At 72.7% G+C, this 20,533-nt stretch carries 19 protein-coding genes and 2 pseudogenes; 10 read left to right on the top strand and 11 right to left on the bottom strand.

The window, feature by feature from the left end; genetic code table 11:
• Genes ACFXGI_RS22030 through ACFXGI_RS22050 form a run of 5 tightly spaced genes read right to left on the bottom strand, consistent with a single transcriptional unit; the run spans nt 1 to nt 5,034 of the window.
• Nucleotides 1-732 (bottom strand): response regulator transcription factor, encoded by a 732-nt coding sequence (locus tag ACFXGI_RS22030; protein WP_384709201.1) that lies wholly within the window; start codon nt 730-732, stop codon nt 1-3.
• A gap of 21 nt (nt 733-753) precedes the next feature.
• On the bottom strand, nt 754-1,554 hold the full coding sequence (locus ACFXGI_RS22035; protein WP_384709204.1) for a hypothetical protein: 801 nt from the start codon (nt 1,552-1,554) through the stop codon (nt 754-756).
• Nucleotides 1,555-1,586: 32 nt separating this feature from the next.
• Entirely contained in the window at nt 1,587-2,804 is a 1,218-nt protein-coding gene (locus ACFXGI_RS22040; RefSeq protein ID WP_384709207.1) for an ABC transporter permease, read from the bottom strand.
• Nucleotides 2,801-3,676, bottom strand: coding sequence for an ABC transporter ATP-binding protein (locus ACFXGI_RS22045; protein ID WP_384709210.1), 876 nt, complete (start codon nt 3,674-3,676; stop codon nt 2,801-2,803). The genes ACFXGI_RS22040 and ACFXGI_RS22045 overlap by 4 nt, the downstream gene beginning before the upstream one ends.
• Entirely contained in the window at nt 3,673-5,034 is a 1,362-nt protein-coding gene (locus ACFXGI_RS22050) for an efflux RND transporter periplasmic adaptor subunit (protein WP_384709213.1), read from the bottom strand. The genes ACFXGI_RS22045 and ACFXGI_RS22050 overlap by 4 nt, the downstream gene beginning before the upstream one ends.
• 267 nt (nt 5,035-5,301) lie before the next feature.
• Between ACFXGI_RS22050 and ACFXGI_RS22055 the strand changes: the two genes are divergently transcribed.
• On the top strand, nt 5,302-5,907 hold the full coding sequence (locus ACFXGI_RS22055) for a hypothetical protein (protein ID WP_384709216.1): 606 nt from the start codon (nt 5,302-5,304) through the stop codon (nt 5,905-5,907).
• A 58-nt stretch (nt 5,908-5,965) separates the two neighbouring features.
• On the top strand, nt 5,966-6,286 hold the full coding sequence (locus ACFXGI_RS22060) for a DUF6191 domain-containing protein (protein ID WP_384709219.1): 321 nt from the start codon (nt 5,966-5,968) through the stop codon (nt 6,284-6,286).
• Nucleotides 6,287-6,467: 181 nt separating this feature from the next.
• Here the strand turns inward: ACFXGI_RS22060 and ACFXGI_RS22065 are convergent, their stop codons facing one another.
• From ACFXGI_RS22065 to ACFXGI_RS22080, 4 genes are all read right to left on the bottom strand, one after another.
• The gene (locus ACFXGI_RS22065) at nt 6,468-6,956 is read right to left on the bottom strand and encodes a lamin tail domain-containing protein (RefSeq protein ID WP_384709222.1); all 489 of its coding nucleotides are present in this window, start codon (nt 6,954-6,956) and stop codon (nt 6,468-6,470) included.
• A gap of 339 nt (nt 6,957-7,295) precedes the next feature.
• A complete protein-coding gene (locus ACFXGI_RS22070) occupies nt 7,296-8,738 on the bottom strand; it encodes an MFS transporter (protein ID WP_384709225.1) in 1,443 nt (480 codons plus the stop codon).
• 86 nt (nt 8,739-8,824) lie between these two features.
• Nucleotides 8,825-9,178: a VOC family protein gene (locus ACFXGI_RS22075; RefSeq protein ID WP_384709228.1), complete on the bottom strand. Its 354-nt coding sequence runs from the start codon at nt 9,176-9,178 to the stop codon at nt 8,825-8,827.
• 47 nt (nt 9,179-9,225) lie between these two features.
• Nucleotides 9,226-9,621, bottom strand: coding sequence for a hypothetical protein (locus ACFXGI_RS22080; RefSeq protein WP_384709231.1), 396 nt, complete (start codon nt 9,619-9,621; stop codon nt 9,226-9,228).
• A gap of 208 nt (nt 9,622-9,829) precedes the next feature.
• Between ACFXGI_RS22080 and ACFXGI_RS22085 the strand changes: the two genes are divergently transcribed.
• From ACFXGI_RS22085 to ACFXGI_RS22100, 4 genes are all read left to right on the top strand, one after another.
• The gene (locus tag ACFXGI_RS22085; protein ID WP_384709233.1) at nt 9,830-10,474 is read left to right on the top strand and encodes an RNA polymerase sigma factor; all 645 of its coding nucleotides are present in this window, start codon (nt 9,830-9,832) and stop codon (nt 10,472-10,474) included.
• Entirely contained in the window at nt 10,471-11,625 is a 1,155-nt protein-coding gene (locus ACFXGI_RS22090) for a CU044_5270 family protein (RefSeq protein WP_384709236.1), read from the top strand. Before ACFXGI_RS22085 ends, ACFXGI_RS22090 begins: the two co-directional genes overlap by 4 nt.
• Before the next feature lie 73 nt (nt 11,626-11,698).
• Nucleotides 11,699-12,487 carry an ATP-grasp domain-containing protein gene (locus ACFXGI_RS22095; protein WP_384709239.1) on the top strand — a complete coding sequence of 263 codons (789 nt, stop codon included), beginning with the start codon at nt 11,699-11,701 and terminating at the stop codon, nt 12,485-12,487.
• A gap of 12 nt (nt 12,488-12,499) precedes the next feature.
• Entirely contained in the window at nt 12,500-12,997 is a 498-nt protein-coding gene (locus ACFXGI_RS22100; RefSeq protein ID WP_384709242.1) for a GNAT family N-acetyltransferase, read from the top strand.
• 45 nt (nt 12,998-13,042) lie between these two features.
• Here ACFXGI_RS22100 and helR read toward each other — a convergent pair whose 3' ends face one another.
• Nucleotides 13,043-15,232, bottom strand: coding sequence for an RNA polymerase recycling motor ATPase HelR (helR, locus tag ACFXGI_RS22105; RefSeq protein WP_384709453.1), 2,190 nt, complete (start codon nt 15,230-15,232; stop codon nt 13,043-13,045).
• Between the two features lie 228 nt (nt 15,233-15,460).
• On the opposite strand from helR, the gene ACFXGI_RS22110 reads away from it, so the two are divergent.
• The 4 genes and pseudogenes from ACFXGI_RS22110 to ACFXGI_RS22125 all read left to right on the top strand — a co-directional run bounded on the left by ACFXGI_RS22110 (nt 15,461) and on the right by ACFXGI_RS22125 (nt 19,052).
• Nucleotides 15,461-16,027, top strand: coding sequence for a TetR/AcrR family transcriptional regulator (locus ACFXGI_RS22110; protein ID WP_384709245.1), 567 nt, complete (start codon nt 15,461-15,463; stop codon nt 16,025-16,027).
• A gap of 164 nt (nt 16,028-16,191) precedes the next feature.
• Nucleotides 16,192-16,515: pseudogene (locus ACFXGI_RS22115) on the top strand (MFS transporter); the annotation flags it as partial.
• Nucleotides 16,516-16,897: 382 nt separating this feature from the next.
• Nucleotides 16,898-17,680 carry an MFS transporter gene (locus ACFXGI_RS22120; protein ID WP_384709248.1) on the top strand — a complete coding sequence of 261 codons (783 nt, stop codon included), beginning with the start codon at nt 16,898-16,900 and terminating at the stop codon, nt 17,678-17,680.
• A 10-nt stretch (nt 17,681-17,690) separates the two neighbouring features.
• Nucleotides 17,691-19,052 (top strand): carotenoid oxygenase family protein, encoded by a 1,362-nt coding sequence (locus ACFXGI_RS22125; RefSeq protein ID WP_384709251.1) that lies wholly within the window; start codon nt 17,691-17,693, stop codon nt 19,050-19,052.
• 47 nt (nt 19,053-19,099) lie between these two features.
• Here ACFXGI_RS22125 and ACFXGI_RS22130 read toward each other — a convergent pair.
• Nucleotides 19,100-20,341 (bottom strand): annotated as a pseudogene (locus ACFXGI_RS22130) (serine hydrolase domain-containing protein).
• Nucleotides 20,342-20,533 lie beyond the last annotated feature (192 nt).

Raw genomic sequence — 20,533 nt, forward strand, 5'->3', positions numbered from 1 at the left:
TCAGCTCTGCGGGCGGCGCAGGACGTACCCGATGCCGCGCACGGTGTGGATGAGCTTGACGGCGCCGTCCGCGCCCGAGTCCACCTTGCGGCGCACGTACGAGATGTACGACTCGACGATGCTGAGGTCGCCGCCGAAGTCGTACGCCCACACGTGTTCGAGGATCTGCATCTTGGAGACGACCCGATCGGCGTGGGTCATCAGGTACGCGAGCAGTTTGAACTCGGTGGGGGAGAGGGAGACGGGCCGGCCGCCGCGCAGTACCTGGTGGCCCACCGGGTCCAGTTCGAGGTCGCCCGCGACCAGGCGGCCCTCGCCCGTCGGGGCGCCGGTGCGGCGCAGGATCGCGCGGATCCGGGCGATCAGCTCCTCAAGGCTGAACGGCTTGGTGACGTAGTCGTCCCCGCCGGCCGTCAGTCCGCTGATCTTGTCGTCGACCCCGTCCTTCGCGGTGAGGAAGAGCACCGGCAGGTGCTCGGCCCCGGATCCGCTGCCGACCGCCTCGCGCAGGCGGCGTACGACGGCGAACCCGCTGATGTCGGGCAGCATCACGTCGAGCACCACCAGGTCGGGCCGCTCCTTGGCGACCGCCGCCAGCGCGTCGGCGCCGTTCGCCGCCGAGGCGACCCGGAAGCCGACGAACCGCAGCGAGGCGGACAGCAGCTCCCGGATGTTCGGCTCGTCGTCGACGACGAGCAGGCACGCCTCGGGTGTGGCCGTGTCCCTGTCCACGGGGGGTTCCTCCTCTCGCGCTCAGCCCCGGCCGCCGCCTGCGGCCCCGAACCCGCCCGCGCCGCCCTGGGCGACGGTCGTCGCGGCGAGGTCGCCGGCGGGGCTCTGGCTGCCGCGCACGGTGACGGTCTGACCCGGCTGGAGGTCGGACACCTTGCCGCTCTTGGCCTGGGTGATCTGGGTATTGGTGTCGGTCGTGACTTTGACGACGCTGCCCTGGGCGTCGGTGACGTAGAGGGTGGTGCCGTCGACGAGCTTCACCGTACCGGTGGTCACGCCGGCCCCCGCGCCCGGGCCGCCCGGCGCTGAGCCGAAGCCCTGGCGCCCGCCGCTCTGCCCGGTTCCGCTTCCGCTTCCGGTACGGCCCTGGCCGGTGGCCCCGGCGCCGCCCTGGGCGGAGCCCGTACGTCCCTGGCCGGCCGCCCCGGCCGCGAAGTTGCGGCCCGCGGATCCGGCCCCGGGCGAAACCTGCAGGTGGCTCTTCTCGACCAGGACGCCCCCGGTGAAGGCGAGCCCGGCCACCACGCCGCCCGAGAGCACCAGCGTCAGCCAGGGCAGGCGCGGCCGCGGCGGTGCGGCGAGCTCCGCCGAGATGTCCCGGGTGTCCGGGGGCTCGGCGAGGATCCCCTCCGGATCGGCGCCGGGACCCTGTGCGCCGGGGTCCTCCGTGCCGGGGTCCTCCGCAACGGGGTGTTCCACGATCAGCTCCTCCGGGAAGCGGTCCTCCCCGGCCGCCGATGCGGTGAACACATCGGCGAACGGCGCGTACCCGTCCTCTCCCGCCTCGGGCTGCTTCCCCAGTTCGGTGCGGCGTCGTGCCATGTCAGCTTCTCCCTGTTCCCGCGTGTGCCGGCTCACTCGTGCCGCAGTGCTTCGATGGGCCGCAGACTCGCGGCCCGGTTGGCCGGATATCCGCCGAAGAACAGCCCGATCACCACGGCGATGGCGAAGGCGCCGACGACCGACTCCGGTATGACGACCGGCTTGATGCCGACGATGGTGAAGTGCGAGCCGATCAGCCCGGCCGCGACGCCCAGCCCGCCGCCGATCAGCGAGAGCAGGGTCGACTCGGCGAGGAACTGGCCGAGGATGACTCCCCGGGGCGCCCCGATCGCCTTGCGGATGCCGATCTCACGGGTCCGCTCGGTCACCGTGACCAGCATGATGTTGGTGATCCCGATCCCTCCGACCAGCAGGGAGATCGCGGCGACCGCGCCGAGCAGCACGGTGAACGTCTTGTTCGTCGCCGCTTGCGTGGTCAGCAGCGATTCCTGGCTGGACACCCGGAAGTCGACGACGGCCGGGTCCTTGATGCCGTGCCGCCCCATCAGGACGGTCGTGATCTCGCTCTGCGCCTCCGCCGTCGCCTCCGAGGACTTGGCCTCGACGAGGATCTGACTGACCGAGCCGAAGCCGGTGAAGGCGTTCTGCACGGTGGGCAGCGGCGCGACCACCACGTCGTCCGGGTCCTGGAACCCGGTGCCGCCCTTGGCGGCGAGCACCCCGACCACGGTGAACGGCGTACCGCCGAGCACCATCTTCTTCCCGACGGGGTCGGCCGTGCCGAACAGGTCCGTGGCGGTCGTCGCGCCGATGACGGCGACCTTCCGGGACGCCAGTACGTCGTCGCCGCTGAAGTAGTCGCCCTTGGCCACCTTGCTGTTGGAGGCCTTGAAGTACGCCGGGTACGTGCCGACGACCTGGCCGACCGTGTGCGAGGTGCCTTCGAGGAGGGCGGTCTGCGAGGTGGTGACCTCGGGCGCGACCGACTCGATGTGCGGGGCCGCCGATGGGTCGGCGAGCGCCCGCGCGTCCTCGACGGTCAGCGGCTTCGCGGCGCTCGCGGAGCCGGAGCGCGAGCCGCCGGACCCGCTGCCGGAAGAGACGGTCAGGGCGTTGGTGCCGAGCTTCTCGATGGAGTCCTTCACCGCCTGCGAGGAGCCGTTGCCCACCGCCAGGAGCAGGATCACCGCCGCGACGCCGATCAGTACGCCCAGCATCGTCAGTGCGGAGCGCACCTTGTTCGCCGCGAGGCCGCCGAAGGCGAAGCGCAGCGTCTGGAACGGGTTCACCGCAGACCTCCGGCAACAGCGTGCGCAGGTTCGCGCATCGCGGGCGGGGGACCGCCGGCGGGTGCCTGCCGGATGTCCTCGACGATCTGCCCGTCCACGAGGCGCAGCACCCGCTTGGCATGGCGGGCCACCTCGTCCTCGTGGGTGATCAGGACGACGGTGCGGCCCGAGGCGTTGAGCCGGTCCACGAGGGCCAGGACCTCCTCGGTGCTGTGGCTGTCGAGATTTCCGGTCGGCTCGTCGGCGAGCAGCATCGCGGGCGCGGTGACGAGGGCGCGGGCGACGGCCACGCGCTGCTGCTGGCCGCCGGAGAGTTCGTTGGGCCGGTGGTCCAGGCGGTCGGCGAGGCCCACCAGGGTGAGTGCCGCCACGGCGCGCCGGCGCCGCTCGGCGGCCTTCACCCCGGCGTACGCCAGCGGCAGTTCGACCTGGGCGACGGCGCTCGTACGGGGCACCAGGTTGAAGGACTGGAAGACGAAGCCGATCTTGCGGTTGCGGACCAGCGAGAGCTGGTGCTCGTCCAGGCCGCCCACGTCGATCCCGTCGAGGAGGTAGCGGCCCGAGGTGGGGACGTCCAGGCAGCCGAGGATGTTCATCAGCGTCGACTTGCCCGAGCCCGAGCTGCCCATGACGGCGACGAAGTCACCCTGTTCCACGATCAGTTCGACGCCGGGCCGGCGGCCCGTGGCGGGATCGGGCGGCCCGCCGAGCGCGCGTACGGCGGCGTCGCCGTGCCCGTACGTCTTGAACAGCGCGCGCACCTCGATCACCGGTGGTGGTGTGCCGGGCCGTCGCGGCACCTCGGCCGTCGGCTGCCCGGTGGGCGTGGTGCGGCCGGACGCTGCCCGGCGCGGCCACAGGGGCGGTGTCATCCGCGGCCACCCCCGCCCCCGCCGGTGCGGAAGCCGCCCCCGCCGCCGGCGGCCCCACCGGTGGCCCCACCGGCCCCGCGGTTGCGGGTCGCGCCCGCTCCGGCACCGCCGGGGAAGGCGCCGCCCGGGAAGCCCCCGCTGCCGGTCGAGGAGACCGCGGTCAGCTGCACCTGCTCCCCTTCGGTCAGCCCGCTGAGGATCTGGTCGGCGCTGTCGCCTTCGAGGCCGACGGTGACCGGCGTCCGTACGGCGGTGCCGTCCCCCTTGACGACGGTGACGGTACGGTTCGCGCCCGTTCCCGACACGGCGGCGGTCGGAACCGAGAGGGCTCCGGACGCCTCGCCGACGACGACCTGGATGGAGGCGCTGAGGCCGCTGCGCAGGTCGTCGGTGGGGCTCGTGACGGTGAGGGTCGCCGCGTACTGCACGGCGCTCCCGCCGCCCGAGTTGCCGCCGCCGGAGGACGAGCCGCTGCTGGTGGGCAGTGAACTGACCGACAGTACCTGGGCGTTGAGGACCTTGCCCGACATCGCGTTGAGCGTGACGGTGGCTGGCTGGCCCGGCTTCAGCTTGAGGGCGTCGGCCTCCGAGAAGTTCGCCGTCACCTGCATGCCGGACGGGTTGGTGAGGACCACGAACCCGGAGAGGGCGGACGAGGAGGCGGCGCCGGAGGAGGCGGAGCCGGCACTCGAACCGCCGCCGTTGCCGCCACTCGTACCGCCGTTGCCGTTCGTACCGGAGACCGTGTCGCCCGCCTTCGCCGACACGGACGCGACCGTCCCGGCGGCCGGCGCCCTCAGCGCGGTCCCGTCGACGGCGCGCTGCGCGGCGTCCACGGCGTTCTGCGCCTGGGTGAGCTGGGAGCGGGCCTGGGCCACCTGCGCCGCGTCCACGGTCGGCGTCGGGGCCGGGGCCGGCGCCGAACCGCCCTTCGACGAGGAGGAGCCGCTGTTCGAGGCCGAACCCACCTGCCCGGCCTCGGCCTTGGTGACGTTCGCCTGGGCCGCGGTCAGTGCGGCACGGGCCTGGGTGAGCGTCTCCGTCGCGGCGGTCGGGTCGACCTTCCCGAGCAGCTGCCCCTTGGTGATCTTGTCCCCCGGTTTGACGTCGACCTCGGTGAGCCGCCCGCCGGTGGTGAAGTTCACGCCGGCATCGCTCGGCGAGCTCAGCGACCCCGAGCCGGACACCGTCGCGAGGACGGTTCCCTTGGTGACAGCGACGGTCCGTGCGCCGCCGCGCGCAGGCCCGTCACTGCCGCTGGTCACCGCCGCGTACGCGCCGCCGGCGCCCGCGAGGACCGCCACTGCGAGCACCGAGTTGATCAGGGCGGCCCTGCGCCGCCGTGGGAGCACGTTCATGGGACGGGAGCCTGGCCGCCCGCACTTTGGAGGATCTGGGAGATTCCTGGGAGTTCCCTGGGAACGCCACGCCCTGTCGAAGCGGGCATAACCTCCCATCCGCCGCGTACCGCGCGGCCTCTGACCACCTCCGGGGCGAGGGGGCCCGCGCACTGTCAGGAAACTCCCAGCGGATGCCCTGGTCGCCCCCAGCTCCGTGCGGTTCAGTCACCGTCACCGACGCGCCCAAGCCGCCGGCGGCCCGACGCCCCGAGGAGACCGACGGACATGCCCTGGACCACGCCCCGGCCGCCTGCCGCGCTGTCCGCCGTGGCCCTCGCGGCCTGCGGGCTGCTGCTCGCGGGTTGCTCCTCCGGCGCGGGCGCCGCGAGTACGGCGGCCGCCGCGTCCGCGTCCGCCTCCGCCGCCGCGTCACCGTCGGCGGACGCCAAGGCCATGGACGCGTACCGCCAGTGCCTGGCCCAGCACGGTGTCACGATGGCCCCGCGGCCGACCGGTACACGAGGACCCGGTGGCGGCGGTGACGGCGGCGGTGGCTGGGGCGGCGCGTCCGGTGACCCCGGCCGCAGGGCGTCGGCCGACCCGCGGCGCAGCGAGGCGACGCAGGCCTGCGCGGATCTGCGTCCGCAGTTCAGCGGGCGGGGCGGCGGCCCCGGCGGCGGTGACGGCAGCGCGATGAAGGCCTTCACCAGCTGCCTCAAGGACCACGGCGTCGTGCTGCCGTCGGCTTCCCCGAACGCGCCGGGCACCAGGGGCTTCCCCACCGCCGACCCGCAGTCGGCGCAGGCCTTCGAGACCTGCAAGGCCCTGCTGCCGCAGCGCGGGCAGAACACCCCGAAGCCGGGCACGAGCCCCTCGGCCTCCGCGCTCTGAGCCGACCCGGTCCCGGCCCGGCCTGTCCGTACCGGTCTGCGGACCGGATACTGGAGGCATGGAATTCGCCGTCTTCGTGACGCTGCCCGGACTGGTCCTCGTACTGACCGCCGTGGCCTTCGCCGATCAGGTGCTGCTCCGTGCCGGGCGGGCCGGAGTGCTGCCGTGGCGGAACAGCGTCCGACAGGGCCAGGTTTCGGCGACCGGGTTCGAGCAGCTGCACGCCAGCTTCTCGCCCGGGAAGCAGAACGAGCTCAAGGAGCGGCAGTCGGCCCTGGTGCTGCGCGACGACGAGGAAGACGGCGCGCCGCCGCACCGGACCACGGTGGATCTGGAGGCGGGGACCGCGGTCGTCCGGATGTCGCAGGCCGGGCGGTAGGAGCCGACCGGAGGCGCGAGGCGCGAGGCGCGAGGCGGGAGGCGGGAGGCGCGAGGCGGGAACCGGTGAGCGGCGTGCCGCGGCCGGAAGGCCGTGACACGCCGCTCTCGGCGGGCCTGTGGCCGCACGCTCGTCCGTGCGGCCGCAGGCCCGGTCACCCCGTCAGGGGCGGACGCCCGGGTCAGCCGTTGCGGTGGTGGCGGCGGCGGCCGTCCCAGGAGTCGGAGTCGAGGACGTTGCCGCGGTTGTCGCGGAGCGTCGCGCTGTCGCGCTCGTCCCACACCTGCTGGCGGCGGTCCTGGTAGACGTCGTGGTGGGTGTCGCGGCCCTGGCCGGTGTGGACCTTGACGCTGGAACGGCCGTCCAGGCGGAAGTCCTTGAACTGGTAGCGGTTGCCCTGCCGGTCGGTGAGGGTGAAGCCGCGCAGGTTGACGCTGTGGCGGCCGGTGTTCTTCACCTCGACCCACTCCCCGTTCAGGGCGCGGGCGGAGCGGTCGTTGCGACCGGGGCTGTCGTACTGGACGTCGCCGATGACGATCGAGGACTTCGCGCCCCTGTGGTCGCGCCCGTGGTCGTCGGCGGCGGCCGCCGGCAGAGCGGCGGCGCCGACCAGGGCGCCTGCGGCCAGGAACGCGGAGACGACCCGGCGGGTGGCGAGAGAAGCAGACATGGAGATGACCCCTTCAGCAGACAGCGGCCCTCCCCGGCCATGAAAGGCGGGTGGGCTCCGAACAGTTCCCGGCGTCCTGCCGAGGAGGCATACTCTGGTCCCCAACCACCACCAAAAGCGACCAACACCGGGTGTGTTGCCCAATGCAGACATACCCGTGACTCTTGCTTGTATCGGACATCTGTCAACGCTGTGCTGACGCGGATTTCGGGAGCGCGGGCCGCAGGCCCTGGGAGGCCTGGAGACGGGGTGTTCCCGCGTGTTGCCCGTCATGCGCGGCGCTCTTCCCTCCCTGCGCCGAATGGGTTCAGGGTTTTGTAACGGGCGTTCGGCGGGGCGTCAGAGCGAGGGCAGGTTGACGGTCGGGTCGGGTCGGGGCGCCCGCTGCCTGCGGATCAGCGGGAGCAGGCCGGCCGCGCCCACGAGCGAGAGCAGCGCCGCGACCCGCAGCACGCTCTCGATGGCCGGTCCGTCCGAAGCCGCGGCCTGCTCCGAGCCGCTCAGGACCTCCAGCACGGTCGCCGCCACCGCCACGGCCATCGCGCCCAGCAGGACCAGCGAGGTCAGCACCAGTCCGGAGGCGGCGGCGAGGCGGCCCGACGGGACGTACGACTGGGTGGCCACGTTCGTCAGCGCCCAGCCGAGGCCGATCCCGAGGCCCACGACGGCGAAGACGGCCGTGTAGAGCGCGAGCGGGTCCGTCCAGGTCAGTACGAGGAGGGCCACGCCGCTCAGCAGCATCCCGCCCGCCATGAGTGCCTCCGGCCGCCGGCGCCGGGCGAGGTGGCCGGACCAGTAGCTGGCCGCCCCGGCGCCGACGGACAGGGCGAGGAAGACCAGCCCGGCGTCCAGCGGGGTCAGGCCGCGGGCCTGCTGGAGGTAGAGCGCGGAGAGGACCGCCACCAGGCAGTACACGATGTTGGACACGGAGCCGGCCAGCGTGACCGTCACGAAGGGCCCGTTGCGCAGCAGGGACAGGTCCAGCAGCGGCTCGGCGGTCCGGCGCTCGATCAGTACGAACAGGACCAGCAGGAGTGCTCCGGCAGCCAGGCACGCCAGCGTCGCCGCGGAGGCCCAGCCCCAGTGGCCGCCCTGGTCGACCGCGATCATGAGGGCGGTGAGACCGCCCGCCACGGTGACGGCCCCGGGCAGGTCCAGGCCGTGACCGGCCTCCTCGTCGCGGGTGTCGGTGACGAACCGCAGCATCAGGAAGGCCGCGACGGCGCAGAAGGGCACGTTCAGCAGGAACACGGCCCGCCAGCTCACGTGCTCGGCGAACACGCCGCCCACGAACGGCCCGAGTGCGGTGCCGATCGCGCTGAAGGCCAGCACCGTGCCCACCGCGCGGCCCTGCCGGTCGTCACGGAAATAGGCGGTGACGACCGCCACGGCCACCGGGAAGATCATCGCGGCCGCGGCCCCCTGGACCACCCGGGCCACGACCAGCCAGGCCTCGTTCTGCGCGGCGGCGCATACGACGGACACCACGGCGAAGCCGACCAGGCCCCACACGATGACGGTGCGCCGCCCGTGGACGTCGGCCGCCCTGCCGCCCGTGATCATCAGTGCGCCGAGCGTCAGCATGTAGCCGCTGACCAGCCACTGCAGATTCGTGGTGGGTGTGGAGAAGTCCCGGGCGATGACGGGAAGCATCAGGTTGAGGGCGAACCAGTCCATCTGGACGAGGAGCATCGACAGCGAGGCGGCGGCGATGACCGCCCGGTCCCGGCCCGAGAACAGCCGTCGGCCCGAGGCCCCGGCTCCCGCCTTGCCCACGCCCATGAACACGTCCCGTCCACAGCCCCCCGGCGCCCCCTCCCACCAGCATGCGCCCGCCCACCCCGCCGGGCACCCGGGGCCTCACACGCCTACGCGGGCTCCCACAGCTCGATGCGGTTGCCCTCGGGATCGGTGACCCGGCCGAACCGCCCGACACCGTCCATGTCCTGGGTCTCCCCGGCCACGTCCGCGCCCTTGGCGCGCAACTGCGCGAGCATCGCGTCCAGGTCGCGGACCCGGAAGTTGAGCATGGTCTGCTGGGCACGGGACCCGAAGTAGTCGGTCCCGGACTCGAACGTCGCGAACACCGTCGGCCCGGCACCCTGCTGCCACAGGCCGTGTTCATCGGTATCCAGGCCCAGACACTCGCGGTACCAGGCGCTCAGGGCCGCCGGATCGGCCGCCCGCATGAAGTACCCGCCGATTCCCGTCACACGTTCCATGCCGCCATCTTCCCAGGGCGGCGAGCGGACGGGCCGCACCACACCCGTCAGGGGATCAGTACGCAGTGGTTCTCGATCACCCTGCCGCTTCGGTCCAGACCACCGCAGACGGCCAGCCGCGGGTACGCCCTGATCTCGCGGTTGACCACGAACCTGGCCCGCGACACGCCGGCCTTGCTGTTCCGGTAGTCGCCGACGAAGGCCCGCAGCGTCCCCGGCAGCCCGTCCCTGGTCGTGACGGTGATGTCCTGGACGTAGTCGCGCCCCTGGTAGGCGGTGGCCACGCAGATGTACTTCCCGCACGTGGCCTTGACCTCGGCGCTCGCCGGCGCCGCGGTCACCAGCGCCATGGCGCAGGCCGCGGTGAGGGCCGCCGCCACCGTCACCAGGCGGCGCCGCGCGGGCGTCCCCGACCGATCCGTCTTCCTGCGTACGAAGTACATGAGATCCCCTCCGAGCGGCGCCGGCCGACTGCGTGACGTACCCACCCTGTCACGTTCGGTTGCCCCGGGGCGTGCGGCAACGGTGAACATGCGGTGAGGAGGCCGAGGAACCGCGGATACGGTATCCGCCGGCCCCCGCGAGGAACTCGCCGCCGCGATGTGACCCAGGACACGGGAACCGCCCCGGTCCGGCAGACAAGAACCCGACGTGGACTACTCAATGCACGCCCGGATAAGAGCCGGGGACCCGGAGGCGTTCCGGGAGCTCTTCCGCGACCACGCCCAGCTGGTGCACCGGCATGCCGTACGGGCGACCGGGGACCGGAGCCTCGCCGAGGACGTCGTCTCGCTGACCTACCTGGAGGCCTGGCGGCTGCGCGAGAAGCTGCGGGACGAGGGCGACGGCCCGCGCCCCTGGCTGATGGGCATCGCCGTGAACGTACTGCGCAACACCACGCGCGCCGCCCGGCGCCACCAGCGCGCGCTCGGCCGGCTGCCGGTCCGGGACACCGTGCCCGACTTCGCCGACGAGCTCGTCGCGCGCCTCGCAGACGCCGACCAGCTCGCCGCCGCCCAGCGCGCGCTGCGCGCCCTGCGGCGCAGCGAGCGGGAGGTCTTCACCCTCTGCGTCTGGTCCGGACTCGGCTACGCGGAGGCCGCCGCCGCGCTCGGCGTGCCGGTCGGCACCGTACGGTCCCGCCTGTCCCGCGCCCGTACGCGGCTGCGGGGGCTCTCCGAGAAGGAGTTGGCGAGATCCGGGGAACCGCTCTCCCGGTCCGGACAAGTACAGGGCGGCCGCACCCCCGCGGCCCGGTCACAAGAGTCGCAGTCCCACGAGGAGGAAGCCCGATGATCCGCAACAAGTGGCGGCGAGACGACGAGCCGCTGGACCACGCGGAACTGGGACGGCTGCTGCCGCCCCCGGGAAGCCCGGACCTGCCGCTCGACCGTCGGAGCCTGCTCGAGGAACACCTGATGAACGAGATCCGGCAAACCGCCACCGCCACCGCCACCGACACCGCCACCGGGACCACCGGCGCCCCGGCTCCGGCCGGACCCCGGACCCCGTCGCGCCGCCCCGTACGACGGCCCCTGCTGATCGGCATCCCGGTCACCGCCGCCGCGCTGGCGGGCGTGATCGCGCTCAGCACCGCCCAGGGACCGGCCGGTTCCGGTGCGGCGGGCCGCACCGCCGCCGTGGTCGAGGCGCCCGTCGTATCCATAGAGGCGGGAAGCTCCGAACAACTCGCCTCCACCGTGGGGCAGATCGTCGCGGCCGCCGCCAAGACCGGCCTGCCGGACCCGGGACCCGGCCAGTACGTCTACGTCAAGAGCCGGGTCTCGTTCCAGTCGATCTCCGTCGACGTGGACACCGACCGGTCCAGGACCTGGGTGCAGCCGTTGCACACCCGCGAGGTGTGGAAGTCGCCGGACGGCACGAAGGGCTGGCTCGACGAGCCCGGACAGCAGCCCGAGGGAGGCATCACCCTGGACAAGGACGCCCCCCGGTCCAAGCCCGTGAACGGCCGGGACGTCCCCGGGCAGGCCGCCGACTTCTCGTACGACTGGCTCAAGGCCCAGCCTGCCGACCCCGGCGCCCTGCTGACGGCCATCCGCGCGGCGGGCGGCGGCGGACGCGACCGGGACCAGGAGGCCTTCGAGGAGATCGGCTCGATCATCGGCGAGCAGGTCGTACCGCCGCGCATCGCCGAGGCGCTCTACCGGGCAGCGGCCGGGATCCCGGGCGTCGTCGTCGTCCAGCACTCCCAGGACGCCGCCGGCCGCGACGGGATCGCGCTGGCACGCCTCGACGAACAGCGGGGCGCGCGCACCGAGTTGGTCTTCGACCGATCGACGTACACCTACCTCGGCAGCCGGGGCGTCCAGATCCGGGAGGAGGGCGGGGTCAAGCCCGGAACGGTGGTCGAGCGGACGGCCGTCCTGGAGAGGGGCGTGGTGAACGGACAGAAGCGGCGCCTGGCCGCCGCCCAGCGCACGGCCTGACCACCGCCCGTTCGCAGAGCGGGACTTCACCGTCCTTCAGGGTCCTTGACCTTCCCCTTGTACGCTCGCGTCCATGGATGACCGCGCCACGCCCACCCTGCTCCTGAACCCGCCCCGCACCACCACGGCGGAACTCCTCGCGCAGGCTGCGGCGTGGCGCGGCCATGACGTGGTCGCCCACGTCGACCCGGCCGAGGGCCGCGAGACGTACTGGTACGGAGGCCCGCTCGCCGCCGACCTCCTGTCCGACCGGCTCGGCCTCGGGCTCCTCGAACCCGCCGACGACTGGCTGGCCACGGTGCCGCACCCCCTCCTCCGGCGTTCCGTACGCCTCACCACGCTCGCCGAGGCCCGGTCCCTGCGGGGACCCGCCTTCGTGAAACCACCCTCCGCGAAGATCGACCTGCTTCCCGCCGCGGTGTACGAAGACGGAAGTGCACTGCCGGCCGCCCTCGCCGGCACGACACCGGTCCTCGTGAGCGCTGTGGTGGAGTTCGCGGCCGAGTACAGGCTGTTCGTACTCGACGGCGAGGTCGCCGCCGGCAGCCGCTATGCCGTGTACGGGCGCCCCGATCCCGCACCGCTCGACGCGCACGCCCGGGCCTTCGCCCGCGAGGTGCTCGAAGCCACGGCCGACGGCCTGCCCAGCGCCGTGTGCGTGGACGTCGGCCGGCTCGCGGACGGCGGCTGGGCGATCGTCGAGGCCAACATGCCGTGGTTCGCGCACTGCTATGCGGCCGAGCCCGACGCCGTCCTCGACGTCGTGCTCCGCGCCGCGGGCCCCCGCACCCGCGTGGCCGACCGGGACCTGCCGTTCGTCCGCGCGACCGAGGGCAAGCCGCAGGAGCCCGCGGCCCGTTGACATACTGCGGCCATGAACGCGAGTACGAAGGCCGATGAGATACGGCCCGTCAGGACCGCGCCTCCCGTGGAATGGTCGCTGCGGCCGGCCATGTCGTCGGACATCGAGACCATCGTCGAGCTGAGGGCCATCGTGATGCGCCCCGACCTGGAGCGGCTGGGACGGTTCGACGGGCACCGGGTCCGGCAGCGGCTGCGGGACTCCTTCTCCCCGCGGTACACCTCGGTCGTCCTGGCCGACGGCGCCTTCGCGGGCTGCGTCACCCTGCGCCCGGCCGCGGACGGGTGGTGGCTGGAGCACTTCTCTCTCGATACCGCGCTGCACGGCCGCGGCCTCGGGTCGGCCGTCCTGCGCTCCCTGCTGCGGCGGACGGACGCCGACGGCTCGCCCGTCCGCCTGAACGTCCTGCAGGGCAGCCCCGCCCGGCGGCTGTACGAGCGCCTCGGTTTCACCGTGGTGGCCGAGGACCCGGTCGACGTCTTCATGCTGCGGCAGCCGGGCGCCCGCTGACGCCCTCACGTGCGTGCCCTGCGGCATGCGTGCGGGGAACGTGTCTCAGCGGCTGGTCAGGATGACGAGCTGCTGCGTCGCCCGGGTCATCGCGACGTAGCGGTCGACCGCTCCCTCGATGCCCTCGCCGAACGCCTCCGGGTCGACGAGGACGACCAGGTCGAACTCGAGCCCCTTCGACAGACCCGGGGTCAGCGACCTGACGCGCGACGTCGCCCGGAAGGACGGATCGCCGATGACGCAGGCGACCCCGTCGGCGTGGGCGGCGAGCCAGGTGCCGAGGACGGGTTCCAGATCCGCGACGGATCCGTACACGACGGGGACACCGCCGACACGGATGGAAGTCGGCACATTGGCGTCGGGCAGCGAGGCCCGGATGACCGGCTCCGCCTGCGCCATGACCTCTTCCGGCGTACGGTAGTTGACGCTCAGGGAGGCCACGTCGATCCGGTCGAGCCCGATCCGCTCCAGCCGCTCCCGCCACGACTCGGTGAACCCGTGTCTCGCCTGTGCCCGGTCCCCGACGATCGTGAAGCTCCGGGACGGGCAGCGCACCAGCAGCATCTGCCATTCCGCGTCGGTCAGTTCCTGGGCCTCGTCCACGACGATGTGCGCGAACGGGCCGGCGAGCCGGTCCGGGTCGGCGCCCGGCAGGGCCGTCTCGTCGATCAGGCTGTCCTGGAGGTCCCGGCCGCGCAGCATCCTCACGGCGCCCTCGCTGTCGTCTCCGGCCGAGTTGAAGTCGGCGGCCGCGAGGATGTCGTCGATGACGCCGGCCATGCGCTCGCGTTCGGCGGCGACGGCCGCGTCGTGCCGGTGCTTGCGGCGAGCCGCCTCCGGATCGCCGAGCCGCTGCCGCGCCGCGTCCAGGAGCGGCAGGTCGGAGACGGTCCAGGCCTGGGCGTCCGCGCGCTGCAGCATCCGTACGTCCTCGCGGTCCAGCCGGGGCGCGCACAGCCGCAGGTAGGCGGGTACCGACCACAGGTCTGCGACGAGGTCGGCCGCTTCGAGCAGAGGCCACGCCCGGTTGAGGGCCGTTACCAGCTCCTCGTCGTGCAGCAGCGCCCTCCGGAGCCGGTCGGGCGACACGCCTTCGTGGTCGTCGTCGTCCTCGTCTTCCTCGTCGAGCTTGTCCATCAGGATCGTGAGCAGCCCGTTCCAGATCTGCTCGCGCGCCTCGTTGTGCGGAACGCCGGCCGCCTCTTCGAACGCCTCGGTCCAGTCGGCGGCGCTCAGCCACAGGTCGGCCCAGGGGGTGGACACCGTCATCCCCTCGGTGGGCGGTTCCTCGTAGATCCCGACGGCCTTTTCGATCGCCCTCACCATGTCCGCGGACGACTTCAGACGTGCCACCTCGGGGTCGGTCTCGACCGGTGCTCCGGCGCCCTCGGGGAGGAGGTCGCGCACGGTGCAGGTCTGCACGCCCTCCTCGCCGAGGCTGGGGAGGACGTCGGCGACGTAGTTCAGGTACGGCTGGTGCGGGCCGACGAACAGCACGCCGCCCCGGCGGTGTCCGAGGCGGGGGTCGGAGTAGAGGAGGTGGGCGGTGCGGTGCAGGGCGACGACCGTCTTGCCGGTGCCCGGGCCGCCGTCGACGACGAGGGCGCCGCGCGAACCCGCGCGGACGATGGCGTCCTGGTCGGCCTGGATGGTGCCGAGCACGTCGCGCATGCGGGGCGAGCGGGTGCTGCCCAGGCCGGCGATGAAGGCGGACTGGTCGTCGAGCGCCGCGTGCCCTTCGAACCCGTCGGCCGTGAACACCTCGTCCCAGTAGTCGCCGATCCGGCCGCGGGTCCAGCGGTACCTGCGGCGGCTCGCCAGCCCCATCGGGTTGGCGTGGGTGGCGGCGAAGAACGGCTCGGCGGCGGGGGAGCGCCAGTCGATCAGCAGCCGGTGCCCGGCGCCGTCGGTGAGGCCGAGCCGCCCGATGTAGACGGGCTCGGGGTCGTCCGCGCCGACGATGCGCCCCAGGCACAGGTCCATTCCGAAGCGGCGCAGGGCGCGCAGCCGGGAGGTCAGCCGGTGGATCTCGCTGTCCCGTTCCATCGCCTCCCGGCCCAGGCCGCCCGGCGCCCTGCGCAGCTCGGCGAGGCGGCCGGACAGCTCGGTGACCGCCTGCTCGAGGTTGTGGGCGAGGGCCGTGAAGTGCTGCTCGTCGCGGGCGATGAGGGTGGGGTCGGCCTTGGGGGAGAGGTGGTCGGGAAGGTCGAACGCGCTGGTGGTCTTCGATGTCAACACAGGCAACCCGTGCATCTCCTGTTTCCGCTGCTTCTGGCTACGAGCAGCGATTTTGCGGCACGGCGGGGGCCTTGCCGCAAGCCCCCCTGTGCGCTATAAGTTGAGAGTGGCAAGGGGTGGGTGTTCCCCCTTGACCAACCTCCCTCCCGCGGCACCGGCCGCCGACGGTACTCCTCGCGCCGCGTCTCCTTGACTTCGCAAAAGTGTGAGTGGTTGAGTACACACATGAAGTCGGAGCGTCCCCGCCAGCTGTCCACCGCCGAAGAGCGTCGCGCGACGGTGCTGCGCACCGCCATCGGCGCCTTCGCCGCCCGCGGCTACTTCGGCACCACCACGACCGAGGTGGCCAAGGCGGCGGGCATCTCGCAGGCGTACGTCTACCGGCTCTTCCCGAGCAAGGAATCCCTGTTCGTCGCCGTCGTGGAGCACTGCTTCGTGCAGGTGCGGGCCAGCCTGGAGCGCGCGGCGGCCGAGGCGCGGGGGAGCGGCCCGGACGTGGTGCTCTCGGCCATGGGCGGCTCGTACGCCAAGCTGATCGGCGACAACGACCTGATGCTGATCCAGCTCCAGGCGCAGGCGGCCGCGGCCTCCGAGCCAGCCGTGCGCGAGGTCGTGCGCCAGGGCTACGCCCGGCTGGTGGAGTACGTACGGGGCGCCTCGGGCGGCAGTGAGCAGCAGGTCCAGGAGTTCTTCGCCCGCGGCATGCTGTGCCACCTGATCGCGTCGACGGGTGCGGACGAGGTCGACGCCCCGTGGAGCCGGACCCTGACGGCGGGCATCAGGCACTACTGAGCCGGCCGGCGCTCGTAGGCGGGGCGTTGGTCCCGACTTTTCTTTGGGCCCGAATGTGAGTGGTCAACCACACATGGATGGAGTCTGTCGTGCAGAAGCACCCCCGAACCACCACCCGCCCCGGGGTATCGCTCGCGGTGCTGGCCGGGGCCCAGTTCACCGTCATGCTCGCCACGTCGATCGTGAACGTGGCCCTGCCCCGGATCCGGTCCGGCGTCGGCCTGTCGGACAGCGGCACGACCTGGGTGGTCAACGCCTACGGCCTCGCCACCACCTCCGCGGCCCTGATCGCAGCTCGCGCCGCACAAGGCCTGGGCGCCGCGGCCGTCGCCCCGGCCGCGCTCGCGCTGACGATGGGCCTGTTCCCGCCCGGCCCCGGGCGCGGCAGAGCGCTGGGGGTGTGGGGCGCGGTCTCCGGAGCCGGTGGCGCGGCCGGGGTCCTGCTGGGCGGCGTCCTCACGCAGGCGTGGGGCTGGCCGTGGATCTCCACCGCCGTCGCCGTAGGGGCGTGCCTCGTACTGGCCGCGGCAGCGGCCTTCGTACCCTCGGCACCCGCCGCGGACGGCGGGCGCTTCGACCTGCCGGGGACCGCGGCCGTGACGCTCGCGCTGACCGCCCTCGTATGGGGGCTGACCTCCGCTCGTCGCTCCGGGTGGACGGACCCCCCGGTGCTAGGGAGTGTCGTCGAAGTGGCGTCGGCCGCCCGAGAGGGCGGGGCCGGCGGGGTCTGGTGCGTGCGATCGCAAGGCGGAGGAGGGAATCGACGCGGAGCGTCGGTGACCGACGACAACGCGGCGAGCGTGCGTGCCAGACCCCGCCGGCCAGACGGGACTTTGACGACACGACCTAGGGGCCTTCGCCCTCGCCGCCGTGCTCTTGGCGGTGTTCGTCCTGATCGAGCGGCGGCACCCGAATCCGCTGCCGCCGCGGCTGTTCACGGCTGGCGGCAGGGTCGCGGCCGGAAACGTACTCATGGCACTGCTCGGGTCGGTATGGATCGCCCTGTTCTTCTTCCTGCCGCTCTACCAGCAGCAGGTACTCGGATCCAGCCCGCTGGTCACCGGCCTCGGCCAACTCCCGCTCGCCGCGGCCAACATGCTCGGCTCGGCGCTCGCGCCCCGCATCTCCCGCCGGATCGGCTCCACGGCGACCGTGACGGCAGCCCTGCTCACCGAGGCGGGCGGGCTGCTGTGGCTCTCGCGGATCGGCGCCCACGGCAGCTACCCCGCCGACGTACTCGGCCCGAGCCTCCTGATCGGCCTCGGGCTGAGCATCGCCTTCGTCCAGCTCACGGCCCTCTCCGTCGAGGGAGTGCCGGGCCCGGACGCGGGCCTGGCCGGGGGACTGGTGAACACCACCCGGCAGGTCGGCGGAGCGATCGGCCTCGCCGTCCTGGCCACGCTCGCCGGCTCCGTCACCACCGAGGCCGCGACCCGGCAGCCTCACCTGGAGGCACTCACCACCGGCTACCGCACCGCCTTCGGCGTCGCGGCCGCGGTGCTCACCGTGACCGCCGTCCTCGCGCTGATCCTCACCCGCCGGGGCGCCGCGCGGGACGAGCCGAGCGGCGCGCGCGACGCCCACGCCCTCCCCGGTCCACCCCGCACTGCCGACCACAGCCCGCTGACCATCGCACCGCACACCGAGAAGTGAGGTTCCTGCCATGACCCGCAAGCCCTACCTGACCGGACACTACGAGCCCGCAGTCGACGAGATCACCGCCACCGAGCTCACCGTCGAGGGCAGCCTGCCCCCGGAGCTGACCGGCCGGCTGCTCCGCAACGGACACAACCCCAAGCCCGGAGTCACCCCCGCCCACTGGTTCAAGGGCAGCGGCATGGTCCACGGCATCCGCCTGAACGGCGGCCGCGCCGAGTGGTACCGCAACCGCTGGGTGCACACCCCCGCCCTCGACGGCGCCCCCTACATGACCGAGTACGGACCCGACCTGACCGCCAGCACCGCCGGCACCCACGTCATCGAACACGGCGGACGCCTCCTGGCCCTCTGCGAGGCCAACCTCCCCTTCGAACTCACCCGGGACCTGGACACCGTCGGCGCCTTCGACTTCGACGGCAAGCTGCGCAGCGCCATGACCGCGCACCCCAAGGCCGACCCCGTCACCGGAGAGCTGCACTTCTTCGGTTCCTCGCCCCTCCCGCCGTTCCTCAGGTACTACGTCGCCGACGCCAAGGGCGAGATCACCCACAGCGCCGAGATCCCCGGAGCCACGGCCTCCCTCAAGCACGACTTCGCCCTGACCCGCCGTCATGTCGTCTTCATCGAGGGCACCGTCACCTTCGACCCGAACGAGCACTCCGGCATCCCCTATGCCTGGAACGACGACCAGCCGGCCCGGATCGGCGTCATGCCGCGCGGCGAGGACGGCGCGGCGCGCATCCGCTGGTTCTCCATCGAGCCGGGCAGCATGCTCCACGCCGCCAACGCCTACGAGGACGACCGGGGCCGTATCGTGCTGGAAGGCCCCACCGTGGACCGCGAGGGCTTCCAGCTCTCCTGGAACTGGTGGGTCGGCGCCCCCGGCCGGGGTGCCGAACCCAACGCCCTTTCATACACGCGCCGTTGGGTCGTCGATCTGACGGCCGGCAGTGTCCGGGAGGAGGTCATCGACGACCTGGCCGTCGAGTTCCCCACCCTCAACGAGGACTTCCTCGGCGTGGAGCACCGCTATCAGTACGCCGTGTCCTTCCCCGACCAGGACGGCCTCGGAGGGTACGGAGTCGTGAAGTACGACCGCACCACGGGGAGCCGCCAGGTCCTCGAGGCCGGTGATGCCCGGCTGCCGAGCGAGGCCGTCTTCGTCCCCGCCGCCGGTGCCACCCGCGAGGACGACGGCTACCTGCTCACCGTCGTCTCGGACCTCAAGCAGGAGGCCTCCCGGCTGCTCGTCCTGGACGCCGCCGATCTCGGCCAGGTGGCCGCCGTCCAGCTGCCGCGCCGCGTCACCGCCGGCATCCACGGCTCCTGGATCCCGGACTCCGCCCTGGATGTCGGCCGGAGCTGATGCCCACCGCATCCGGCGGACGCGCGCGAGCCGTCCGCCGGATGCGGTCAGCCGCCACCGGGAGCGGGCGGCTTCTTGCCGGGGTAGACGTGATCGGGTGTCACGATCGCGGTGACCGCCTGGCCGAAGAGCGTGCTGGGCTCCTGGCCCTTGTACTGCACATCGGTGTTGAGGAGTATGACCATGGTCGCCTGGGCCTCCGGAAGGTAGACCGGCAGGACCTCGTACCCGGGGATCGATCCGTTGTGGCCGATCCAGCCCTGGATGTTGAAGATGCCCAGCCCGTAGCCGTCACCCGGAATGTCCATCGGGGTGGTCTTCAGGCGCTCGGCCTGGGTCGCGGGCGTCAGCAGCCTGCCGGTGGCGAGGGTGCGGGCCCAACTGCGCAGGTCCTGCAGGTCGGAGACCATCTCTCCGGCGGCCCAGGCCCAGGAGGGGTTTCAGTGGGTCGAGTCCTCGATCTTGCCCGAGGCCGTCTGGTTGGTGTAGCCCTGCGCGTACGGATCCGGCAGGGCCGCACTCGTGGGGAAGACCGTGTGGCGGAGCCCGGCCGGTGCCAGCACCTTCTGCGTGATGACGTCGTGGAGCGGCCGGCCGGTCACCTTCTCCACCACCAGCCCGAGCAGGATCAGGTTGGTGTTGGAGTAGTCGAACCGTGCGCCCGGCGCGAACTGCGCGGGGTGCTTGAAGGAGTAGTCGAGCAACTGCCGTGGTGTGAAGGACCGTTCGGGATCGGCTTGGAGCTTCTTGATGAAGTCGCCGTCCAGGCTGTAGTTGAAGAGCCCGCTGCGCATGCCGGCCAGCTGGCGCAGCGTGATGCGGTCGCCGTTCGGAACGCCCGTGACGTACTTGCCGATCGGATCGTCCAGGCCGATCTTCTTCTGGTCGACCAGCTGGAGGAGGGCGGTGACCGTGAACGTCTTGGTCTCGCTGCCGATGCGTACGTGCAGGTCGGTCGTCATCGGTGCGCGCGTCGCCTTGTCGGCCACGCCGAAGGTCTTCACGTAACTTCCCTTGCCGGGGGCCCACAGCCCCACGGTCACGCCCGGCACCTGTGTTTCGCGCATGACCTGGCGCACCGCCGCGTCCAGTTGTGCTGCCACGGCGGGCGTGAGCTGCCGGAATTCCGCGTCGGCGCCGGGGGAGGGGGAGGAGGGGGTGGAAGCGGACGGTGCCGGGGCGGTTGCCGCCCCGTACGCGACGGAACCCGCGACGGCCGGTCCGATGAGCACGCCCGCGGCGGCGGCAGCCACGCAGGCCCGGCGCAGCCGGATGTGGGTTGGCTTCACGGCAGGCTCTCCCGTCGCCCGAGGACCCAGACAGCATCATCAGCGTAGGCCCGCGCCACGACCGTCGCGGGGGGGGGCCGGGCGGGCCCCGGGCGCCGGGCGTGAGGGGACAAACCCGTTGGTTTTGTGCCCCCCAAAGGGGGGGGAGGGGGCGATACCCCGGGGGGGTGGGGGAGTGGGGCGGGGCCGGGG

The sequence above is a fragment of the Streptomyces sp. NPDC059355 genome (assembly GCF_042752335.1).
GTDB lineage: Bacteria > Actinomycetota > Actinomycetes > Streptomycetales > Streptomycetaceae > Streptomyces.

What these genes read in the sequence shown, in the direction of transcription:
- ACFXGI_RS22100 (WP_384709242.1), top strand. Translation starts at nt 12,500, where the DNA reads ATGAACGCGAGTACGAAGGCCGATGAGATACGGCCCGTCAGGACCGCG.
- ACFXGI_RS22125 (WP_384709251.1), top strand. Translation starts at nt 17,691, where the DNA reads ATGACCCGCAAGCCCTACCTGACCGGACACTACGAGCCCGCAGTCGAC.
- ACFXGI_RS22080 (WP_384709231.1), bottom strand. Translation starts at nt 9,621, where the DNA reads ATGTACTTCGTACGCAGGAAGACGGATCGGTCGGGGACGCCCGCGCGG.
- ACFXGI_RS22045 (WP_384709210.1), bottom strand. Translation starts at nt 3,676, where the DNA reads ATGACACCGCCCCTGTGGCCGCGCCGGGCAGCGTCCGGCCGCACCACG.
- ACFXGI_RS22075 (WP_384709228.1), bottom strand. Translation starts at nt 9,178, where the DNA reads ATGGAACGTGTGACGGGAATCGGCGGGTACTTCATGCGGGCGGCCGAT.
- ACFXGI_RS22095 (WP_384709239.1), top strand. Translation starts at nt 11,699, where the DNA reads ATGGATGACCGCGCCACGCCCACCCTGCTCCTGAACCCGCCCCGCACC.
- ACFXGI_RS22060 (WP_384709219.1), top strand. Translation starts at nt 5,966, where the DNA reads ATGGAATTCGCCGTCTTCGTGACGCTGCCCGGACTGGTCCTCGTACTG.
- ACFXGI_RS22090 (WP_384709236.1), top strand. Translation starts at nt 10,471, where the DNA reads ATGATCCGCAACAAGTGGCGGCGAGACGACGAGCCGCTGGACCACGCG.
- ACFXGI_RS22035 (WP_384709204.1), bottom strand. Translation starts at nt 1,554, where the DNA reads ATGGCACGACGCCGCACCGAACTGGGGAAGCAGCCCGAGGCGGGAGAG.
- ACFXGI_RS22050 (WP_384709213.1), bottom strand. Translation starts at nt 5,034, where the DNA reads ATGAACGTGCTCCCACGGCGGCGCAGGGCCGCCCTGATCAACTCGGTG.
- ACFXGI_RS22070 (WP_384709225.1), bottom strand. Translation starts at nt 8,738, where the DNA reads ATGGGCGTGGGCAAGGCGGGAGCCGGGGCCTCGGGCCGACGGCTGTTC.
- ACFXGI_RS22055 (WP_384709216.1), top strand. Translation starts at nt 5,302, where the DNA reads ATGCCCTGGACCACGCCCCGGCCGCCTGCCGCGCTGTCCGCCGTGGCC.
- ACFXGI_RS22110 (WP_384709245.1), top strand. Translation starts at nt 15,461, where the DNA reads ATGAAGTCGGAGCGTCCCCGCCAGCTGTCCACCGCCGAAGAGCGTCGC.
- ACFXGI_RS22065 (WP_384709222.1), bottom strand. Translation starts at nt 6,956, where the DNA reads ATGTCTGCTTCTCTCGCCACCCGCCGGGTCGTCTCCGCGTTCCTGGCC.